Here is a 17,007-nt window from a genome sequence, read left to right as displayed (position 1 = left end):
TCAAAGTGTTTAAGCGTGAAGTGTTCTATGATTTGAATCAAATTTTGGCTGGACAGCGCTGTTTTAATTATGTTAATTTCTGCACCAACTTAGAATTGGTATTACCAATTGACTGCAATAGTAGAAGAACAATAAATATGGCTTATCAAAGGATTCGTCAGCCAAAACTTTCTGATGTCATAGAACAAGAATTAGAAAGGCTGATTGTGGAAGGAACATTGTCTCCGGGGCAACAACTGCCACCAGAGCGTGAGCTGGCAAAACAGTTCGATGTGTCACGTCCTTCAGTCCGAGAAGCTATCCAACGCTTAGAAGCAAAGAAACTTCTTAACCGTCGCCAAGGTGGCGGAACGTTTGTTAGTGAGAATATCTGGAAGAACTTTTCAGATCCTCTGCTAAATTTATTGTCTAGCCACTCCGAAACACAGCTTGATTTACTTGAATCTCGCCATGCGATGGAAGGGATTTCTGCGTACTTTGCAGCAATTCGTGGAACCGATGAAGACTTTGCTCGAATTCAAGCTTGCCTTGAAAAAATCGGAGTAGAGCAAACGAACAAAAATGTGGAAGCTGAAGCAGCCGCCGTGATGGAATTTCTTGTTGCCCTGACGGAAGCCGCTCATAACGTAGTTCTGCTGCACATTGTTCGTAGCTTAGCCCCTCTGCTTGAGCAAAATGTCTTACAGAATCTAAAGCTGTTACATCGCCGCGATGAAGTGGTCGAAAAAGTAAGTAAACACAGAGCTAACATGGTGGATGCCATTGTTTCGGGTCAGCCTGAAAAGGCGCGTGAAATGTGTCACTCACACTTAGCTTATATCGAAGAAACTTTGTTGGATTTGACTCGAGAAGAGTCGCGCAGAGAACGCTCTTTGCGTCGAATTCAACGAGGTAATGAGCCGCTATAGCGGCCATTACTTGTTTAACTAGATCCAACCAACAGAAGGATAGATCGCCATGTCTGATATGAAGCATGACGTAGACGCACTAGAAACTCAGGATTGGCTACAAGCCCTTGAGTCAGTTGTACGTGAAGAAGGTGTAGAACGCGCTCAGTTCCTACTAGAAACTGTTCTAGAGAAAGCTCGTTTAGATGGCGTTGATATGCCAACAGGTATCAACACTAACTACATCAACACCATTCCTGCAGCTCAAGAGCCAGCTTACCCAGGTGACGTTACTCTAGAGCGCCGTATTCGCTCAATCATTCGCTGGAACGCAATCATGATCGTATTGCGTGCATCTAAGAAAGACCTAGACCTAGGTGGTCACATGGCTTCTTACCAGTCTGCTGCTGCATTCTACGAAGTATGTTTCAACCACTTCTTCCGCGCTCCAAATGAGACGGATGGTGGCGATCTAGTTTACTACCAAGGTCATATTTCACCAGGCATCTACTCTCGTGCATTCGTTGAAGGTCGTCTAACTGAAGAGCAGCTAGACAACTTCCGTCAAGAAGTAGACGGCAAAGGTATTCCATCATACCCGCACCCTAAACTGATGCCTGAGTTCTGGCAGTTCCCAACTGTATCTATGGGTCTAGGTCCAATTTCTGCGATCTACCAAGCGCGTTTCCTTAAGTACCTAGACGGCCGTGGCATGAAAGACACGTCTGCACAGCGTGTATACGCATTCCTAGGTGACGGCGAGATGGACGAGCCTGAATCACGTGGTTCACTTTCTTTCGCTGCGCGTGAGAAACTAGACAACCTATGTTTCCTAATCAACTGTAACCTACAGCGTCTAGATGGCCCTGTAATGGGTAACGGTAGCATCATCCAAGAACTAGAAGGCCTATTCAAAGGTGCTGGTTGGAACGTTGTTAAAGTTATCTGGGGTAGCAACTGGGATTCACTACTTGCTAAAGATACGTCTGGTAAACTACTACAGCTAATGAATGAAACTGTAGATGGCGACTACCAAACATTTAAATCTAAAGATGGCGCGTACGTACGTGAGCACTTCTTTGGTAAGTACCCAGAAACAGCTGCACTAGTTGCGGACATGACTGATGACGAAATCTTCGCTCTTAAGCGTGGTGGTCACGAGTCTTCTAAGCTATACGCAGCTTACAAAAACGCGGCAGAAACTAAAGGTCGCCCAACAGTAATCCTAGCTAAGACTGTTAAAGGTTACGGCATGGGTGAAGCGGCTGAAGGTAAGAACATCGCGCACCAAGTTAAGAAGATGGATATGACTCACGTACTACACCTACGTGATCGTCTAGGTCTTCAAGATATCCTATCTGATGAGAAAGTAGCGGAACTGCCATACCTGAAACTTGAAGAAGGTACTGCAGAATACGAATACCTACACGCTCGTCGTAAAGAACTAAAAGGTTACACGCCGCAGCGTCTACCTAAGTTCACTCAAGAATTCAAAACACCTGAGCTAGAAGAGTTCGCGCCGCTACTAAGCGAGCAGAAGCGTGATATCTCTACAACTATGGCTTACGTTCGTACTCTTAACATTTTGCTTAAGAACAAGAACATTGGTAAGAACATCGTTCCTATCATCTGTGACGAAGCTCGTACGTTTGGTATGGAAGGTCTATTCCGTCAGATCGGTATCTACAACCCGCACGGCCAGGAGTACACGCCAGAAGATAAAGGCATCGTTTCTTACTACAAAGAAGCTACGTCTGGTCAGGTTCTACAAGAAGGTATCAACGAGCTAGGCTCAATGGCTTCTTGGGTTGCTGCTGCAACGTCATACAGCACAAACGATCTGCCAATGATTCCGTTCTACATCTACTACTCAATGTTTGGTTTCCAACGTGTAGGTGATATGGCATGGATGGCAGGTGACCAACAAGCTCGTGGTTTCCTACTAGGTGCAACTGCAGGCCGTACAACGCTAAACGGTGAAGGCCTACAGCACGAAGATGGCCACTCGCACATCATGGCGAATACAGTACCTAACTGTATCTCTTACGACCCAACATTCGCTTACGAAGTTGCAGTAATCATGCAAGACGGTATCCGTCGCATGTACGGTGAGAACCAAGAGAACGTGTTCTACTACCTGACTGTAATGAACGAAAACTACGCAATGCCAGCAATGCCAGAAGGCGCTGAAGAAGGCATCCGTAAGGGTATCTACAAGCTTGAGTCTTACGCAGGTGACAAGTCTAAAGTTCAGCTAATGGGCTCTGGTACTATCATGAACGAAGTACGTAAAGCAGCGGCTATCCTAAGCGAAGAGTATGGCATCGCATCTGACGTGTTCTCTGTAACATCGTTCAACGAGCTAACTCGTGACGGTCAAGACGCAGAGCGTTACAACATGCTACACCCTGAAGGTGAAGCGAAAGTACCTTACATTGCACAAGTTATGGGTACTGAGCCAGCTATCGCAGCGACTGACTACATGAAGAACTACTCTGAGCAAGTTCGCGCGTTCATGCCTTCTGAGTCTTACAAAGTGCTGGGTACTGATGGTTACGGCCGTTCTGACAGCCGTGAGAACCTACGTCGTCACTTCGAAGTTAATGCAGGCTACGTAGTTGTTGCAGCTCTTACTGAGCTAGCGAAGCGTGGTGATGTTGAGAAATCAGTAGTCGTTGAAGCGATTGCTAAGTTCAACATCGACACTGAAAAAACTAACCCACAATACGCTTAATACAGCGCTTAACTAGAAGGTAAATAAGCAATGGCAATCGAAATTAATGTACCTGACATCGGTGCGGATGAGGTTGAAGTTACTGAAATTCTTGTAAGCGTTGGCGACAAGGTTGAAGAAGAACAGTCTCTGATCACTGTTGAAGGCGACAAAGCTTCTATGGAAGTTCCAGCGTCTCAAGCAGGTATTGTTAAAGAAATCAAAGTAGCGGAAGGTGATTCTGTTACGACTGGTTCTCTAATCATGATTTTCGAAGCCGAGGGTGCAGCAGCTGCTGCACCTGCTCCTGCAGCAGAAGCGGCTCCAGCAGCAGCTCCTGCTCCAGCAGCAGCGGCAGAATTGAAAGAAGTTCACGTTCCAGATATCGGTGGCGACGAAGTAGAAGTTACTGAAATCATGGTTGCAGTTGGCGACAGCATCGAAGAAGAGCAATCTCTTCTAACGGTTGAAGGCGACAAAGCTTCAATGGAAGTACCAGCACCATTCGCTGGTACGCTAAAAGAGATCAAAGTAGCAGCTGGCGACAAAGTAACGACTGGCTCTCTGATCATGGTATTTGAAACTGCAGGCTCTGGCGCTCCAGCGGCACCTGTTGCAGCAGAAGCTCCAGTAGCAGCTGCTCCAGCGGCATCAGCTGACAAAGAAGTAAACGTTCCAGATATCGGCGGTGATGAAGTTGAAGTTACTGAAGTAATGGTAGCGGTTGGCGATACAGTTGAAGAAGAGCAATCTCTAATTACTGTTGAAGGCGACAAAGCTTCAATGGAAGTTCCTGCACCATTTGCTGGTACAGTAAAAGAGATCAAGATTGCAGCTGGCGATAAAGTAACGACTGGTTCTCTAATCATGGTATTCGAAGTAGCTGGCGCAGCTCCAGCTCCTGTTGCAGCCCCTGCTCAAGCAGCGGCACCTGCGGCAGCACCAGCTCCTAAAGCTGAAGCTCCAGCGGCAGCAGCTCCAGCAACGACTGGTGATTTCCAAGAGAACAATGATTACGCTCACGCGTCTCCAGTTGTTCGTCGTCTTGCTCGTGAGTTCGGCGTTAACCTATCTAAGGTTAAAGGTACTGGTCGTAAGAGCCGTATTCTAAAAGAAGACGTTCAAGCTTACGTTAAAGATGCACTTAAGCGTCTAGAGTCTGGCGCAGCAGCATCTGGCAAAGGTGACGGTGCAGCGCTTGGTCTACTACCTTGGCCAAAAGTGGACTTCAGCAAGTTCGGCGAAACTGAAGTTCAGAAGCTTTCTAAGATCAAGAAGATCTCTGGTGCTAACCTACACCGTAACTGGGTAATGATCCCTCACGTTACACAGTGGGATAACGCAGATATCACTGAGCTAGAAGCATTCCGTAAAGAGCAGAATGCAATCGAAGCGAAGAAAGACACTGGAATGAAGATCACTCCACTAGTGTTCATCATGAAAGCTGCTGCTAAAGCACTTGAAGCGTTCCCAGCGTTCAACTCTTCTCTATCTGAAGATGGCGAAAGCATCATTCTTAAGAAATACGTGAACATCGGTATCGCAGTAGATACGCCTAACGGTCTTGTTGTTCCTGTATTCAAAGACGTGAACAAGAAAGGCATCTACGAGCTATCTGAAGAGCTAATGGCTATTTCTAAGAAAGCACGTGCTGGTAAGCTAACTGCTGGTGATATGCAAGGCGGTTGTTTCACAATCTCTAGCCTAGGTGGTATCGGTGGTACTGCGTTTACACCAATCGTAAACGCTCCAGAAGTTGGTATCCTAGGGGTGTCTAAGTCTGAAATGAAACCAGTGTGGAACGGTAAAGAGTTCGAACCACGTCTACAGCTTCCACTATCTCTTTCATACGACCACCGTGTGATCGATGGTGCTGAAGGTGCGCGTTTCATTACGTTCCTAAACGGTGCACTATCAGACATTCGTCGTCTAGTTCTTTAAGAACCATAAATTTAGAGGCGGCAGTTGCCGCCTCTACTACTAAGAATACCGACAATTCGCCGTCTCACGTTGACAAGAAAACGTAGATTCTCAAACGAATTGTTGTCTAGCTCACAGGCTAAATTGATTTACTTTTCACTCCATTAACATCTCTGTAAACTGTTGGCGGTCTGAAAATAACTGTTTAAAACAAATCGACTTGAACAAATAAATCAATACCCACTCAGCCTGTTAGGGATAATGACTACAAGAGGTCACAATGAGCAAAGAAATTAAAGCCCAAGTTGTTGTACTTGGTTCTGGTCCTGCTGGTTACTCAGCTGCATTCCGTTGTGCAGACTTAGGTCTTGAAACTGTACTGATCGAGCGCTACAGCACCTTAGGCGGTGTATGTCTAAATGTTGGCTGTATCCCATCTAAAGCGCTTCTACACGTTTCTAAAGTAATTGAAGAAGCAAAAGCGATGGCTGATCACGGTGTCGTTTTTGGTGAGCCACAAACTGATATCAACAAGATCCGCATCTGGAAAGAGAAAGTTGTAAACCAACTGACTGGCGGTCTTGGCGGTATGGCTAAGATGCGTAACGTAACTGTAGTTAACGGCTACGGTAAGTTCACTGGTCCTAACTCTATTTTGGTTGAAGGTGAAGGCGAATCAACAACGGTTAACTTCGATAATGCAATCGTTGCTGCGGGCTCTCGTCCAATCAAACTGCCATTCATCCCACACGAAGACCCACGTATTTGGGATTCTACAGATGCTCTAGAGCTGAAAGAAGTTCCTGGAAAACTACTTATCATGGGCGGTGGTATCATCGGTCTTGAAATGGGTACCGTTTACCAATCTCTAGGTTCTAAAGTAGATGTGGTTGAGATGTTCGACCAAGTTATCCCTGCTGCGGATAAAGATATCGTTAAAGTTTACACTAAGCGTGTGAAGAACAAGTTCAACCTAATGCTAGAAACGAAAGTTACTGCAGTTGAAGCGAAAGAAGACGGTATCTACGTATCAATGGAAGGCAAGAAAGCGCCAGCGGAAGCTGAGCGTTACGATGCCGTTCTAGTTGCTATCGGTCGTGTACCAAACGGTCAACTAATCGATGGTGAGAAAGCGGGTCTAGAAATCGACGAGCGCGGCTTCATCAACGTTGATAAGCAAATGCGTACTAACGTTCCTCATATCTTTGCAATCGGTGATATCGTTGGTCAACCAATGCTAGCGCATAAAGGTGTGCATGAAGGTCACGTAGCGGCTGAAGTTATCTCTGGTAAGAAGCACTACTTCGACCCTAAAGTTATTCCTTCAATTGCTTACACTGAGCCAGAAGTGGCATGGGTTGGTAAGACTGAGAAAGAAGCGAAAGAAGAAGGTATCAAGTACGAAGTGGCAACATTCCCATGGGCTGCTTCTGGTCGTGCAATCGCATCTGACTGTGCAGATGGTATGACTAAGCTTATCTTCGACAAAGAAACTCACCGCGTAATTGGTGGTGCTATCGTTGGTACTAACGGTGGTGAACTACTAGGTGAAATCGGTCTAGCAATCGAAATGGGTTGTGATGCTGAAGATATCGCGCTAACTATCCACGCTCACCCAACTCTACATGAGTCAGTTGGTCTAGCTGCGGAAGTATTTGAAGGTTCAATCACTGACCTTCCAAACAAGAAAGCAGTTAAGAAGAAAAAATAATTCTTCTGAAGCAAACGCTTTTTTGAATGCATAAAAAAAACCGCTGATTTATCAGCGGTTTTTTTATATCTCGTGAAAATGAATAATCAAAGCGTCAGAAGTGATTATTCACTTTCAAAGCAGGAAGTTAAGCCTCTTCGTGCTTGTAGATACACAGCATATCAAGGTAGCTGTTAATTAGTTTGTGCATTGCTGCTTCGTTCTTAACGCGGTTAGCTTGAACGAACAGTGAGTAGCACATGCCGTGGAACAGAGTCGCCAGATCTTCTGGTTCGTGTTCGTCGCATACTTCGCCACGTTCAATTGCTTTTACAAACATGTTTTTGACCAGCAATTGGTTTGTGCGGTTAGTTGAAACAAACAGTGGCCATACTTCATCGCGAGTAGAAGCACTCCACTCAAACCAAACTTTCAGCCAGTGACAGTCTTGGATCACTAGGTTGATCATTTCGTTAGTGATGTTGCTAAGGTTCTCTTTCGCGTGAAGATCAAGATCGATGTTGTCTGATAGGAAGTTCGAGAATTGACGAACTACGTGGTTAAGGACATCGTCGACCAAATCTTCGCGGGTAGGGAAGTAATTAAATACCGTTGCTACTGAAACTTGAGCGATTTCAGCAATGTCTGCGTGACCTCCGCGGCCAATTCCTCGTTTTGCAAATACCTCTAATGAAATTTCCATTAGCTGAAGTTTGCGCTTTTGTGGAGACAGGCGCGTGCGCGGTCTTTTAGCTATTGTGTCCATTTTATATTCCTTGCCAATTGAGTTGTTTATTTATATTTGGGTTTTACCCTGTTGATTATTTTATTATTTCTGACGCTCTATGAGTGTAATGGTGCATATGAAAGAGGTCAATGCCTGTCGGTTGTTTTATAGTCAATTGTGTTAATAAGGTTGGGTTTTAATGTGATAGTAAAACAACAACCTACTAACAACCTTAGCGGTCTGGAGGGTTTAACACAGGCTGTGAGGAGTGGTATTATGAGCGCCGAAACTAAGTAGCAGACACCGCCAAAGTGGCCGATACTGCTATAGTCACCTACTAAACGAGATTGGTATGAAGCATACAATTGAAGTGATGATTTCTGAGAAGGAAGTCCACGAACGAGTTCAAGAACTAGGCAAACAGATTACAGAGCACTACCAAGGTAGCGAAGATCTAGTCATGGTGGGTCTACTACGTGGATCTTTTGTGTTTATGGCAGATTTGGCTCGTGCGATTGAGCTTACTCACCAAGTCGATTTCATGACTGCTTCTAGCTACGGTAATACGATGGAAAGCTCTCGTGATGTACGTATTCTTAAAGATCTTGATGACGACATCAAAGGCAAAGATGTACTGCTTGTAGAAGACATTATCGACACGGGTAATACCTTGAACAAGGTCAAAGAAATTCTGAGCTTACGTGAGCCTAAATCTGTACAAATCTGTACTCTGTTGGATAAGCCATCTCGTCGTGAAGTTGACGTAGATGTTAAGTGGATTGGTTTTGAAATCCCAGATGAGTTTGTTGTGGGTGTAGGTATCGACTACGCACAGAAGTACCGTCACCTTCCGTACATTGGTAAAGTGGTACCACAAGAATAAGCATTCGCTTATCCTCAGTTAAAAATAAAAAACGCCCGCAGTAGCGGGCGTTTTTTATTTGTGAATTTGTTTATTTGCTGACCTGAGTACTCAGTATTTTCGACATCGCCGCTTGATAGTTCACTTCTAATGTTTCTCGGCTGGAACAACGAACACCAAGGTCCTGTAGTTTGCCATCACCGATGCCGTAAACTACGCCGTGGATTTCGACGTCTTGTCCTCTTTCCCATGCAGTCTGCATGATGGTCGAGTTTCCTAGATTATAAACTTGCTCAGCAACGTTAATCTCACAAAGCTTGTCACCCCATTGCTCACGCGGTAACTCACCTAGCCAATTACGGTGCTTCAAGTAAAGATCACGTATGTGCAGTAGCCAGTTATTGATAAGACCTAATTGCGGATTATCAATTGCTGCATTGACACCACCACAGCCGTAGTGACCACATACAATAATGTGTTTTACCTTCAATACGTCTACAGCATACTGCACAACTGATAAACAGTTTAGATCGGTATGAATGACTTGGTTGGCGACGTTGCGGTGAACAAACAGTTCTCCAGAATACAGGCCTGTTAGGCGCTCTGCTGGCACGCGACTGTCGGAACATCCAATCCAAAGAAAGCCAGGGTTTTGCCCTTCTTCGAGCTTGGCAAAGTACTCTGGGCGCTCTGATTTGATAGACTCAGACCACTTAGAATTGTTTTCAAAAAGCTGTTTAATTTCCGGCATCTTAATTCCCTTCATCAACTCCGCCCACTATACACAATGTTACAATTTCAATCTCTTTAAAAGTGTGTCTAAATGCACTCATCTGACGAGTTATAGCACTTAAAATCATTGATTTAGCAGTAGTCCTGCTTTTTAGTTATAAGTAAAAACTATATGGTCGAATCTGAATATATAAACCTTTTTGTTAACATTTGATACAGTAATGTGATTTGTTTTTTTATCAGCAGGGAGCTGAATTTTGTTTGGAAGTCGTTTCGCAGATTTTAATCTGAAAGGAGATGCATTTGGTGGTGTGACGACCGCTATTATCTCCTTACCTCTAGCACTAGCGTTTGGTGTAGCTTCGGGGGCAGGAGCAGAAGCCGGCCTTTGGGGCGCTATCATGGTGGGGTTGTTTGCCTCGCTGTTTGGTGGCTCTAATACTCTTATCTCAGAGCCAACAGGCCCTATGACGGTTATCATGACCGCGGTATTGACCAGCATGATGGCGAAATACCCTGAAACGGGGATGGCGATGACCTTCACTGTGGTGATGATGGCTGGTGCGTTTCAGATCCTACTGGGTACTTTAAAGCTGGGTAAGTACGTTACTTTAATGCCATACAGCGTGATTTCCGGCTTTATGTCGGGAATTGGTGTCATTTTAATCATTCTTCAGTTGTCTCCTTTATTGGGCCATGCCGCTCCAGCTGGTGGGGTTATGGGCACACTTTCAGCACTACCTGAAACTGTCGAAAACATGAAGTTTAGTGAGTTGTTTCTTGGCTTACTGACTTTGGGTATCTTATTCTTCTTCCCAAAAAAATACCGAAAGTATGTACCCGCTCAGTTAGTTGCTTTGGTCGCAGTGACACTGCTGTCGGTGATAGTGTTTGACACAGAATCGATTCGTCGAATTGGTGAAATACCAGCAGGCTTACCTTCGCTTGTTGTGCCGCATATTGAACCAGCGATGTTTACTGAGATGGTGATTGATGCATTGGTGTTGGGTACATTAGGTTGTATTGATACGTTGCTAACCGCTATTATTGGAGACTCACTGACGCGTAAAGAACACGATTCAGATAAAGAGCTTCGCGGTCAGGGGCTAGCTAACATGATTTCCGGTTTGTTCGGTGCTCTTCCTGGAGCCGGCGCTACAATGGGCACAGTAACCAACATTCAGGTCGGAGCTCGCTCTCCGATGTCGGGTGTCGTGCGTGCACTGGTGCTGGCCTTGGTTGTGTTGGTTGCGGGTGGATTGACCGAACCGATCCCGATGGCAGTACTAGCTGGTATTGCGGTTTACGTCGGTTTTAACATTCTCGACTGGAGCTTTATCCAGCGCGCTCATAAAGTCAGTTTCCCGGGCATGGCGGTGATGTATGGCGTGATGTTATTAACTGTCTTCGTTGACCTTATTGTGGCTGTGGGGCTTGGGGTGTTTATTTCAAACATCATCATCATCGAACGCTTGAGCCGTGAACAAGCAAGGCAAGTCAAAGCCATTAGTGATGCGGATGAAGATGATGTGCCACTTACCGATAGCGAACGCGGTTTATTGGATCAAGCCAGTGGCAAGGTCTTGTTTTTCTACTTATCAGGCCCAATGATCTTCAGTGTCTCTAAAGCGATCTCTCGTCAGCACAGCAGTATCTCGGATTATGAAGTCATGATTTTAGATCTGACTGACGTACCAATGATCGATGTTACCGTTGGTTTGGCATTAGAGAATGCAATTAAAGATGCTCAAGATGCAAATTGTGAAGTCTTTTTACTGTGCCCGAACGAGCAGACTCGTCAGCAATTGGAGAAATTCCATGTGTTGGATTTAGTGGATGATGGCAATACTTACTCATTCCGCTATGAAGCATTAAATGCGGCGCTTAAGTACGTAGAAACTGATGAGCACCAAGTACAGGCTGTATAATCATTGATGTCTTAATGACTTCACTTGAAGCCGCTTGATTTATTCAGCGGCTTTTTTATTACCGGGTGTACGGCAACCCATATCTCAATTGAGCATTTATACTTAAATATTTCCAAAAAAATCGAACTGTTGTTTGTCTTCATCGTCATTCGACGATAAACTGATTAAATAACGACTGCCTGATGAATTGAAGGTAACTAAAAGCAATGTACGCATTAGAAATAGAACAGCTTCGCAAGACCTATGCGGGTGGCTTCGAAGCATTAAAAGGGATTAGCCTTAGCGTGAAAAAAGGCGACTTCTACGCTTTACTTGGGCCAAATGGAGCGGGTAAATCTACCACCATTGGGGTGATCTCTTCGCTAGTCAATAAAACATCGGGCAAGGTTAAAGTGTTCGGTTTTGATATTGATACCGACCTCGAACTCGCCAAGCAAAACCTTGGATTAGTTCCGCAAGAATTCAATTTTAACCAGTTTGAGACGGTCGAGCAGATTGTGCTGCAGCAGGCTGGTTACTACGGTGTACCTAAAACGCTGGCAAAGGAAAGAGCTCAAAAGTACCTGACAAAACTCGATCTTTGGGAAAAACGTAGCGAACGTGCGCGAAACTTATCTGGTGGTATGAAACGCCGATTAATGATTGCGCGAGCGTTGATGCATGAACCTCAACTTTTGATCCTCGATGAGCCTACCGCTGGTGTCGATATCGAGCTGCGCCGATCTATGTGGGAGTTTCTTAAAGAAATCAACTCTGAGCAGGGCATTACAATCATTCTGACAACTCACTACCTTGAAGAGGCAGAAATGTTGTGTCGCAATATTGGCATCATCAACAAAGGTGAGCTGATTGAAAACACGACCATGAAAGATCTTTTGGGTAAGTTGCATGTAGAAACCTTCATTCTCGATCTAGAAGAAGGCAGCGTTGAACCACAGTTAACTGGAGTGAATAGCCAAGTCTTTGTGAATGGCTCTCTAGAGATTGAGATCGAGAAAACGCAAGGGCTGAACGCTATCTTTACTCAGTTGACCGAACAAGGCATCAAAGTGTTGTCGATGCGTAACAAGGCTAACCGCTTAGAAGAGCTGTTTGTCAGTATTGTGCGTGAAGGAGGTAAGTAAAATGTATCAGCTATATTGGACTGCCTTTGTTAGCTTGCTGACGAAAGAAGTGAACCGCTTTACACGGATTTGGGTACAAACACTTGTACCACCAGCCATTACCATGACGCTATATTTCATCATTTTTGGTAGCTTAATAGGCTCTAGAATCGGTGAAATGAACGGCTTTAGCTATATGGAATATATCGTCCCTGGTTTGATCATGATGTCGGTGATCACCAACTCATACTCCAACGTGGCTTCCTCATTCTTTAGTGCAAAGTTCCAGAAAAATATTGAAGAGCTTTTAGTCGCGCCAGTACCTAACTATGTGATCATTTTCGGTTTTGTCATGGGAGGCGTAGTACGAGGTTTGCTCGTGGGAACGATTGTTACGTTTGTTTCGCTGTTCTTTGTCGATCTTCAAGTGGATCATTGGGGCATTATCATCGCTACGGTGTTTATGACCTCAGTTGTGTTCTCGTTAGGCGGATTGATCAATGCGGTATACGCAAAAACATTTGATGATATTTCCATCATCCCTACTTTCGTGCTGACTCCGCTGACATACCTTGGTGGTGTGTTCTACTCAATCAGCTTATTGCCTGAGTTTTGGCAAGGCGTGTCGAAAATCAACCCAATCGTCTACATGGTGAATGCGTTCCGCTATGGATTTTTAGGTGTGTCTGATGTTGGGATTGTGACGTCGTTCAGCGTGCTTGGTGCCTTTGTCGTGGCTCTATATGCGGTTGCGCACTATTTGGTAACTCGAGGCATTGGGCTGAGAAGTTAATGCTTAGGGTCAATAGACCCTAGCTTGAGCTGAGCATAAAAAGAAAAGGGTTGGCATATGCCAACCCTTTATTGTATCCGCTAGTCCCGTTATTCAGCTTCAGCTGAAGATTCGGTGTTTTCTTCTTCTTTGCTTTCTACTACGAGTTCAACAGTTTGGTTATCAATCAAACGTGCTTGGCCCAAGAACGCAGACATTAGAATAACCGCCTGGGTAGATTCAGAGGTAATAGCTTGCAGAGTGCGCGCATCACGAATAAAGATTTCATCCGGCTGTAGGCCTGCGGCTCGTAGCTGGTCACTTGCATCTTCAATGATGGATGCATAGTCATCTCGGCCACCACGCATTGCACTGTTTATCCAACGCATCGTACGTGCTAATACAGGGGCACGCTGCCGCTCATCCATGGTCAGTAGGCCATTACGAGAGCTCATTGCTAGGCCATCCATCTCGCGCACTGTCGGAACGCCGATGATTTCAATATCCATCGCAAGATCGATGGTCATCTGACGAATGACAGCCAACTGCTGGAAATCTTTTTCACCAAAGCACGCTACGTCTGGCTGAACAATGTTAAACAGCTTAGTGACGATAGTTGCTACACCTCGGAAATGCCCAGGGCGAGAAGCGCCTTCCAGCATATGTGACAAACCAGGTACTTCAACGAAAGTCTGTTTATCTAGGCCGTCTGGGTACATAACTTCAGGCGTTGGAGTGAAAACAAGCTCAACCGCTTCTGCATTCAGTTTGCTCAGGTCGTCTTCGAGTGTTCTCGGGTAGTTGTTTAGATCGTCTGCGCGCTCAAATTGCATAGGGTTGACGAAGATACTAACCACAACCACATCGGCATTTTCTCGAGCCTTGCGAACGAGCGTTAGGTGGCCTTCGTGTAGGTTGCCCATTGTAGGGACAAACGCGATTTTTCGGCCTTCACGCTTTAGCTGCTTGATTTGTTCACGCAGCGCAGAGATATCTGCGAAAGTTTGCATATCTTACCCTCTAGGCAATCGTATGAGCTTCGTCTGGGAAGGTTGCGTCTTGAACTTGTTCAATGTATTTCGCAACCGCTGACTGCATATCACCAGTCTCAGCCAGAAAGTTTTTAGAGAATTTTGGCATATAAGTCGCTGAAATGCCGAACATATCGTGCATCACTAGGATTTGGCCATCGGTCTCGTTGCCTGCTCCGATACCGATTACCGGCACGTCTAGCACTTCGGTGATACGTTTTGCCAAGCTAGATGGTACACACTCTAAAAGTATGATTTGAGCGCCAGCTTCTTGTAATGCCAGCGCATCTTTAACCATCTTATCTGCTTTTTCTTGATCACGGCCTTGCACTTTATAGCCGCCAAAAATATTTACTGATTGAGGGGTTAGGCCTAAGTGAGCACATACAGGGACTGCTCGTTCGGTCAGCATTTTGATGGTATCAACTAGCCATTCACCACCCTCGATTTTTACCATGTTCGCGCCTGCTTGCATAAGCTTAGCCGCATTTTCGCAGGCTTGTGCAGGTGTCGCGTAGCTCATAAATGGCATGTCAGCCATCAATAAGCAGTTTGGACTACCGGCACGTACACAGCGTGTATGGTAAGCCATTTCTTCTACCGTAACTGGCAAAGTGTCTGGGCGACCTTGCAGTACCATGCCTAATGAATCACCGACTAGCAGTACTGGCATATTTTGGCTTTCGAAAAGTTGAGCGAAGCTCGCATCGTAAGCAGTAGAAGTGGCAAATTTACGACCTTCTTGTTTCCACTTAATCAGGTCGTTGATGGTAATTTTTTTCATTGGATTTCCTTACTAGGAGAGTTGGCTATGATTGCCAAGTGCTGAGTCCGTTTCTGTCTACTTGCTTTAGTAGCTCTCGCAGCTCAGTCCCATCAGGGAGTTGTAAATTTGGCGCGATTTCCGCGAGCGGGTAGAGTACGAACTCTCTTTCCTTCATTCCATAGTGAGGAACGGTTAGGCGCTCGGAATCGATCACCTCATTGCCGTATAGGATGATATCGAGGTCGAGCGTTCTTGGCCCCCATCGTTCATCTTTACGGACGCGCCCTTGCTCTTGCTCGATAGTCTGAGTGCTATCGAGTAGTTCAAGTGGTGCTAATTCGGTTTTGATGGCCACTACCGCATTAATGTAGTCGGGTTGGTCTTGTGGCCCCATTGGAGTGCTACTGTACAGCATGGAAGCTTGTAGAAACTCTGATCTCGGTAGGCTTTTTAGCGCTTCAATCGCGTTATTCGCTTGAGTTACGGGGTCGGCGAGATTACTGCCGACCGCAATGTATGCAGTGATCATTATTCCGCTTTGCTCTTCTTGTTGCGATACGTTTTTCGGCGGCGATGAGTTGGCTTTGACGCTCCACCATCTAGATCAGCGACCATAGCTTGGCGCATATTGCGGCCTGCATTTTGGAAGGTCGCCCACCATTTGGCTAGCTGTGCCGTTTCTTCACCCTCAACTTCGCCGCGCATTTCTAAGAAATCGAAGCCCGCACGGAACTTGTTAAGTTCCATTAAGCGGAATGCACGTTTACCGTTGCGTCTAGGGAGACGAAGTTGCAGCTGCCAAATCTCACGAATAGTCGCTGTGTGACGGCGTGGAATCGCAATCGTACGCACTTGGTCATCCAGAACATAGTTACTGGCTTCCATTATGGCGTCGTAGTATGACAACTTGCGTGTTTCCATCAGTTGCTTAGCTTTTTCTTGTAACGGGTACCACAGCATAGCTGCGAACATGAAAGCAGGATTAATACGTTTGCCTTCTTCGATGCGGATATCCGTCGAATCCAGCACTAAGTCAAGCATCTGCTCAGTTGGTGAGGAGTAATCTTCGGTGAAGTGCTCTGCGATTACAGGGAATAGCTGCTGGAACAAGTTGTATTCACGCATTAGGTGGTAGGTTTCAAGCCCACACCCAGACTGTAAGAGCTTTAGTGACTCTTCGTAGAGACGTGCTGCAGGGATGTCTTGCAACAATGGCGCTAAGTGCTCGATAGGATCGGCGGTGTCTTCTTCGATATCAAAATCGAGTTTTGCTGCAAATCGGATCGCACGTAGCATCCGTACCGGGTCTTCACGGTAGCGAGTTTCCGGATCACCGATTAAGCGAATCAGTTTATCTTCTAAATCTTCAATGCCGCCAGCGTAATCATGGATGCTGTAGTCGCCAATGCTGTAGTACATCGCATTAATACTGAAGTCACGGCGCTCAGCATCTTCATCGATGGTGCCATAGACGTTATCTCGTAGCAGCATGCCTTCTTTTGACTGCGCTGATACATTCTTACTTGGCTCTTGGTGGTGACCACGGAAAGTAGCGACTTCGATAATATCGCGGCCAAACATAATATGCGCTAGGCGGAAACGGCGGCCAATGAGGCGGCAGTTTCTAAACAAGTGCTTGATTTGCTCAGGTGTCGCATTTGTCGCGATATCAAAATCTTTTGGTGATTGTTCTAACAGCAAATCACGTACGCCGCCGCCTACTAGGTAAGCGTCAAAACCTGCTCCATGGAGTCGGTATAGCACCTTCAACGCATTATCGCTGATTTGCTTGCGCGAAATATTGTGCTCTTGACGAGTGATAATATTCAGTGCGAGTTCTGGGTATTGGCTTGGTGTATAGTCGTCTTTAGTCATG

General features: G+C 45.6%; 14 protein-coding genes. 8 read left to right on the top strand and 6 right to left on the bottom strand.

Annotation, left to right across the window (positions count from 1 at the left end; all coding sequences use genetic code 11):
• The first annotated feature begins 137 nt into the window (after nucleotides 1–137).
• The 4 genes from pdhR (at nucleotide 138) to lpdA (ending at nucleotide 7,231) form a co-directional block, all read left to right on the top strand.
• The gene (pdhR, locus tag J4N42_RS11890; RefSeq protein WP_252028216.1) at nucleotides 138–908 is read left to right on the top strand and encodes a pyruvate dehydrogenase complex transcriptional repressor PdhR; all 771 of its coding nucleotides are present in this window, start codon (nucleotides 138–140) and stop codon (nucleotides 906–908) included.
• A gap of 49 nt (nucleotides 909–957) precedes the next feature.
• Entirely contained in the window at nucleotides 958–3,621 is a 2,664-nt protein-coding gene (aceE, locus tag J4N42_RS11885) for a pyruvate dehydrogenase (acetyl-transferring), homodimeric type (protein ID WP_252028214.1), read from the top strand.
• Between the two features lie 30 nt (nucleotides 3,622–3,651).
• The gene (gene aceF / locus J4N42_RS11880) at nucleotides 3,652–5,541 is read left to right on the top strand and encodes a pyruvate dehydrogenase complex dihydrolipoyllysine-residue acetyltransferase (protein ID WP_252028212.1); all 1,890 of its coding nucleotides are present in this window, start codon (nucleotides 3,652–3,654) and stop codon (nucleotides 5,539–5,541) included.
• Nucleotides 5,542–5,800: 259 nt separating this feature from the next.
• Nucleotides 5,801–7,231: a dihydrolipoyl dehydrogenase gene (gene lpdA, locus J4N42_RS11875; protein WP_252028210.1), complete on the top strand. Its 1,431-nt coding sequence runs from the start codon at nucleotides 5,801–5,803 to the stop codon at nucleotides 7,229–7,231.
• A gap of 127 nt (nucleotides 7,232–7,358) precedes the next feature.
• Here lpdA and J4N42_RS11870 read toward each other — a convergent pair whose 3' ends face one another.
• On the bottom strand, nucleotides 7,359–7,976 hold the full coding sequence (locus J4N42_RS11870) for a LuxR/HapR/OpaR family quorum-sensing transcriptional regulator (RefSeq protein ID WP_252028208.1): 618 nt from the start codon (nucleotides 7,974–7,976) through the stop codon (nucleotides 7,359–7,361).
• Between the two features lie 313 nt (nucleotides 7,977–8,289).
• Here J4N42_RS11870 and hpt point away from each other — a divergent pair, with 313 nt between their 5' ends.
• Nucleotides 8,290–8,820, top strand: a complete 531-nt coding sequence (hpt, locus tag J4N42_RS11865) for a hypoxanthine phosphoribosyltransferase (RefSeq protein WP_252028207.1) — start codon at nucleotides 8,290–8,292, stop codon at nucleotides 8,818–8,820.
• Nucleotides 8,821–8,890: 70 nt separating this feature from the next.
• Here hpt and can read toward each other — a convergent pair whose 3' ends face one another.
• Nucleotides 8,891–9,550, bottom strand: coding sequence for a carbonate dehydratase (gene can, locus J4N42_RS11860; RefSeq protein ID WP_252028205.1), 660 nt, complete (start codon nucleotides 9,548–9,550; stop codon nucleotides 8,891–8,893).
• Nucleotides 9,551–9,788: 238 nt separating this feature from the next.
• On the opposite strand from can, the gene J4N42_RS11855 reads away from it, so the two are divergent.
• From J4N42_RS11855 to J4N42_RS11845, 3 genes are all read left to right on the top strand, one after another.
• Complete coding sequence (locus J4N42_RS11855; protein ID WP_252028203.1) at nucleotides 9,789–11,459, top strand: SulP family inorganic anion transporter; 1,671 nt, start codon at nucleotides 9,789–9,791, stop codon at nucleotides 11,457–11,459.
• 206 nt (nucleotides 11,460–11,665) lie between these two features.
• The gene (locus J4N42_RS11850) at nucleotides 11,666–12,583 is read left to right on the top strand and encodes an ABC transporter ATP-binding protein (protein ID WP_252028202.1); all 918 of its coding nucleotides are present in this window, start codon (nucleotides 11,666–11,668) and stop codon (nucleotides 12,581–12,583) included.
• 1 nt (nucleotide 12,584) lies between these two features.
• The gene (locus tag J4N42_RS11845) at nucleotides 12,585–13,355 is read left to right on the top strand and encodes an ABC transporter permease (protein WP_252028200.1); all 771 of its coding nucleotides are present in this window, start codon (nucleotides 12,585–12,587) and stop codon (nucleotides 13,353–13,355) included.
• An 89-nt stretch (nucleotides 13,356–13,444) separates the two neighbouring features.
• Here the strand turns inward: J4N42_RS11845 and panC are convergent, their stop codons facing one another.
• Genes panC through pcnB form a run of 4 tightly spaced genes read right to left on the bottom strand, consistent with a single transcriptional unit; the run spans nucleotide 13,445 to nucleotide 17,006 of the window.
• Entirely contained in the window at nucleotides 13,445–14,344 is a 900-nt protein-coding gene (gene panC / locus J4N42_RS11840; RefSeq protein WP_252028199.1) for a pantoate--beta-alanine ligase, read from the bottom strand.
• A 10-nt stretch (nucleotides 14,345–14,354) separates the two neighbouring features.
• Nucleotides 14,355–15,149 (bottom strand): 3-methyl-2-oxobutanoate hydroxymethyltransferase, encoded by a 795-nt coding sequence (gene panB, locus J4N42_RS11835; protein ID WP_252028197.1) that lies wholly within the window; start codon nucleotides 15,147–15,149, stop codon nucleotides 14,355–14,357.
• Nucleotides 15,150–15,174: 25 nt separating this feature from the next.
• A complete protein-coding gene (folK, locus tag J4N42_RS11830; RefSeq protein WP_252028194.1) occupies nucleotides 15,175–15,660 on the bottom strand; it encodes a 2-amino-4-hydroxy-6-hydroxymethyldihydropteridine diphosphokinase in 486 nt (161 codons plus the stop codon).
• Entirely contained in the window at nucleotides 15,660–17,006 is a 1,347-nt protein-coding gene (gene pcnB / locus J4N42_RS11825; RefSeq protein ID WP_252030841.1) for a polynucleotide adenylyltransferase PcnB, read from the bottom strand. The genes folK and pcnB overlap by 1 nt, the downstream gene beginning before the upstream one ends.
• Between the last annotated feature and the right edge of the window lies 1 nt (nucleotide 17,007).

Origin of the sequence: Vibrio sp. SCSIO 43135, from assembly GCF_023716665.1 — a bacterium.
Classification (GTDB): Bacteria; Pseudomonadota; Gammaproteobacteria; order Enterobacterales; family Vibrionaceae; genus Vibrio; species Vibrio paucivorans.
The sequence above is the reverse complement of the archived record's forward strand: the minus strand, read 5'-3'. Positions and strand labels throughout refer to the sequence as shown.

What these genes read in the sequence shown, in the direction of transcription:
- pdhR (WP_252028216.1), top strand. Translation starts at nt 138, where the DNA reads ATGGCTTATCAAAGGATTCGTCAGCCAAAACTTTCTGATGTCATAGAA.
- aceE (WP_252028214.1), top strand. Translation starts at nt 958, where the DNA reads ATGTCTGATATGAAGCATGACGTAGACGCACTAGAAACTCAGGATTGG.
- aceF (WP_252028212.1), top strand. Translation starts at nt 3,652, where the DNA reads ATGGCAATCGAAATTAATGTACCTGACATCGGTGCGGATGAGGTTGAA.
- lpdA (WP_252028210.1), top strand. Translation starts at nt 5,801, where the DNA reads ATGAGCAAAGAAATTAAAGCCCAAGTTGTTGTACTTGGTTCTGGTCCT.
- J4N42_RS11870 (WP_252028208.1), bottom strand. Translation starts at nt 7,976, where the DNA reads ATGGACACAATAGCTAAAAGACCGCGCACGCGCCTGTCTCCACAAAAG.
- hpt (WP_252028207.1), top strand. Translation starts at nt 8,290, where the DNA reads ATGAAGCATACAATTGAAGTGATGATTTCTGAGAAGGAAGTCCACGAA.
- can (WP_252028205.1), bottom strand. Translation starts at nt 9,550, where the DNA reads ATGCCGGAAATTAAACAGCTTTTTGAAAACAATTCTAAGTGGTCTGAG.
- J4N42_RS11850 (WP_252028202.1), top strand. Translation starts at nt 11,666, where the DNA reads ATGTACGCATTAGAAATAGAACAGCTTCGCAAGACCTATGCGGGTGGC.
- J4N42_RS11845 (WP_252028200.1), top strand. Translation starts at nt 12,585, where the DNA reads ATGTATCAGCTATATTGGACTGCCTTTGTTAGCTTGCTGACGAAAGAA.
- panC (WP_252028199.1), bottom strand. Translation starts at nt 14,344, where the DNA reads ATGCAAACTTTCGCAGATATCTCTGCGCTGCGTGAACAAATCAAGCAG.
- panB (WP_252028197.1), bottom strand. Translation starts at nt 15,149, where the DNA reads ATGAAAAAAATTACCATCAACGACCTGATTAAGTGGAAACAAGAAGGT.
- folK (WP_252028194.1), bottom strand. Translation starts at nt 15,660, where the DNA reads ATGATCACTGCATACATTGCGGTCGGCAGTAATCTCGCCGACCCCGTA.
- pcnB (WP_252030841.1), bottom strand. Translation starts at nt 17,006, where the DNA reads ATGACTAAAGACGACTATACACCAAGCCAATACCCAGAACTCGCACTG.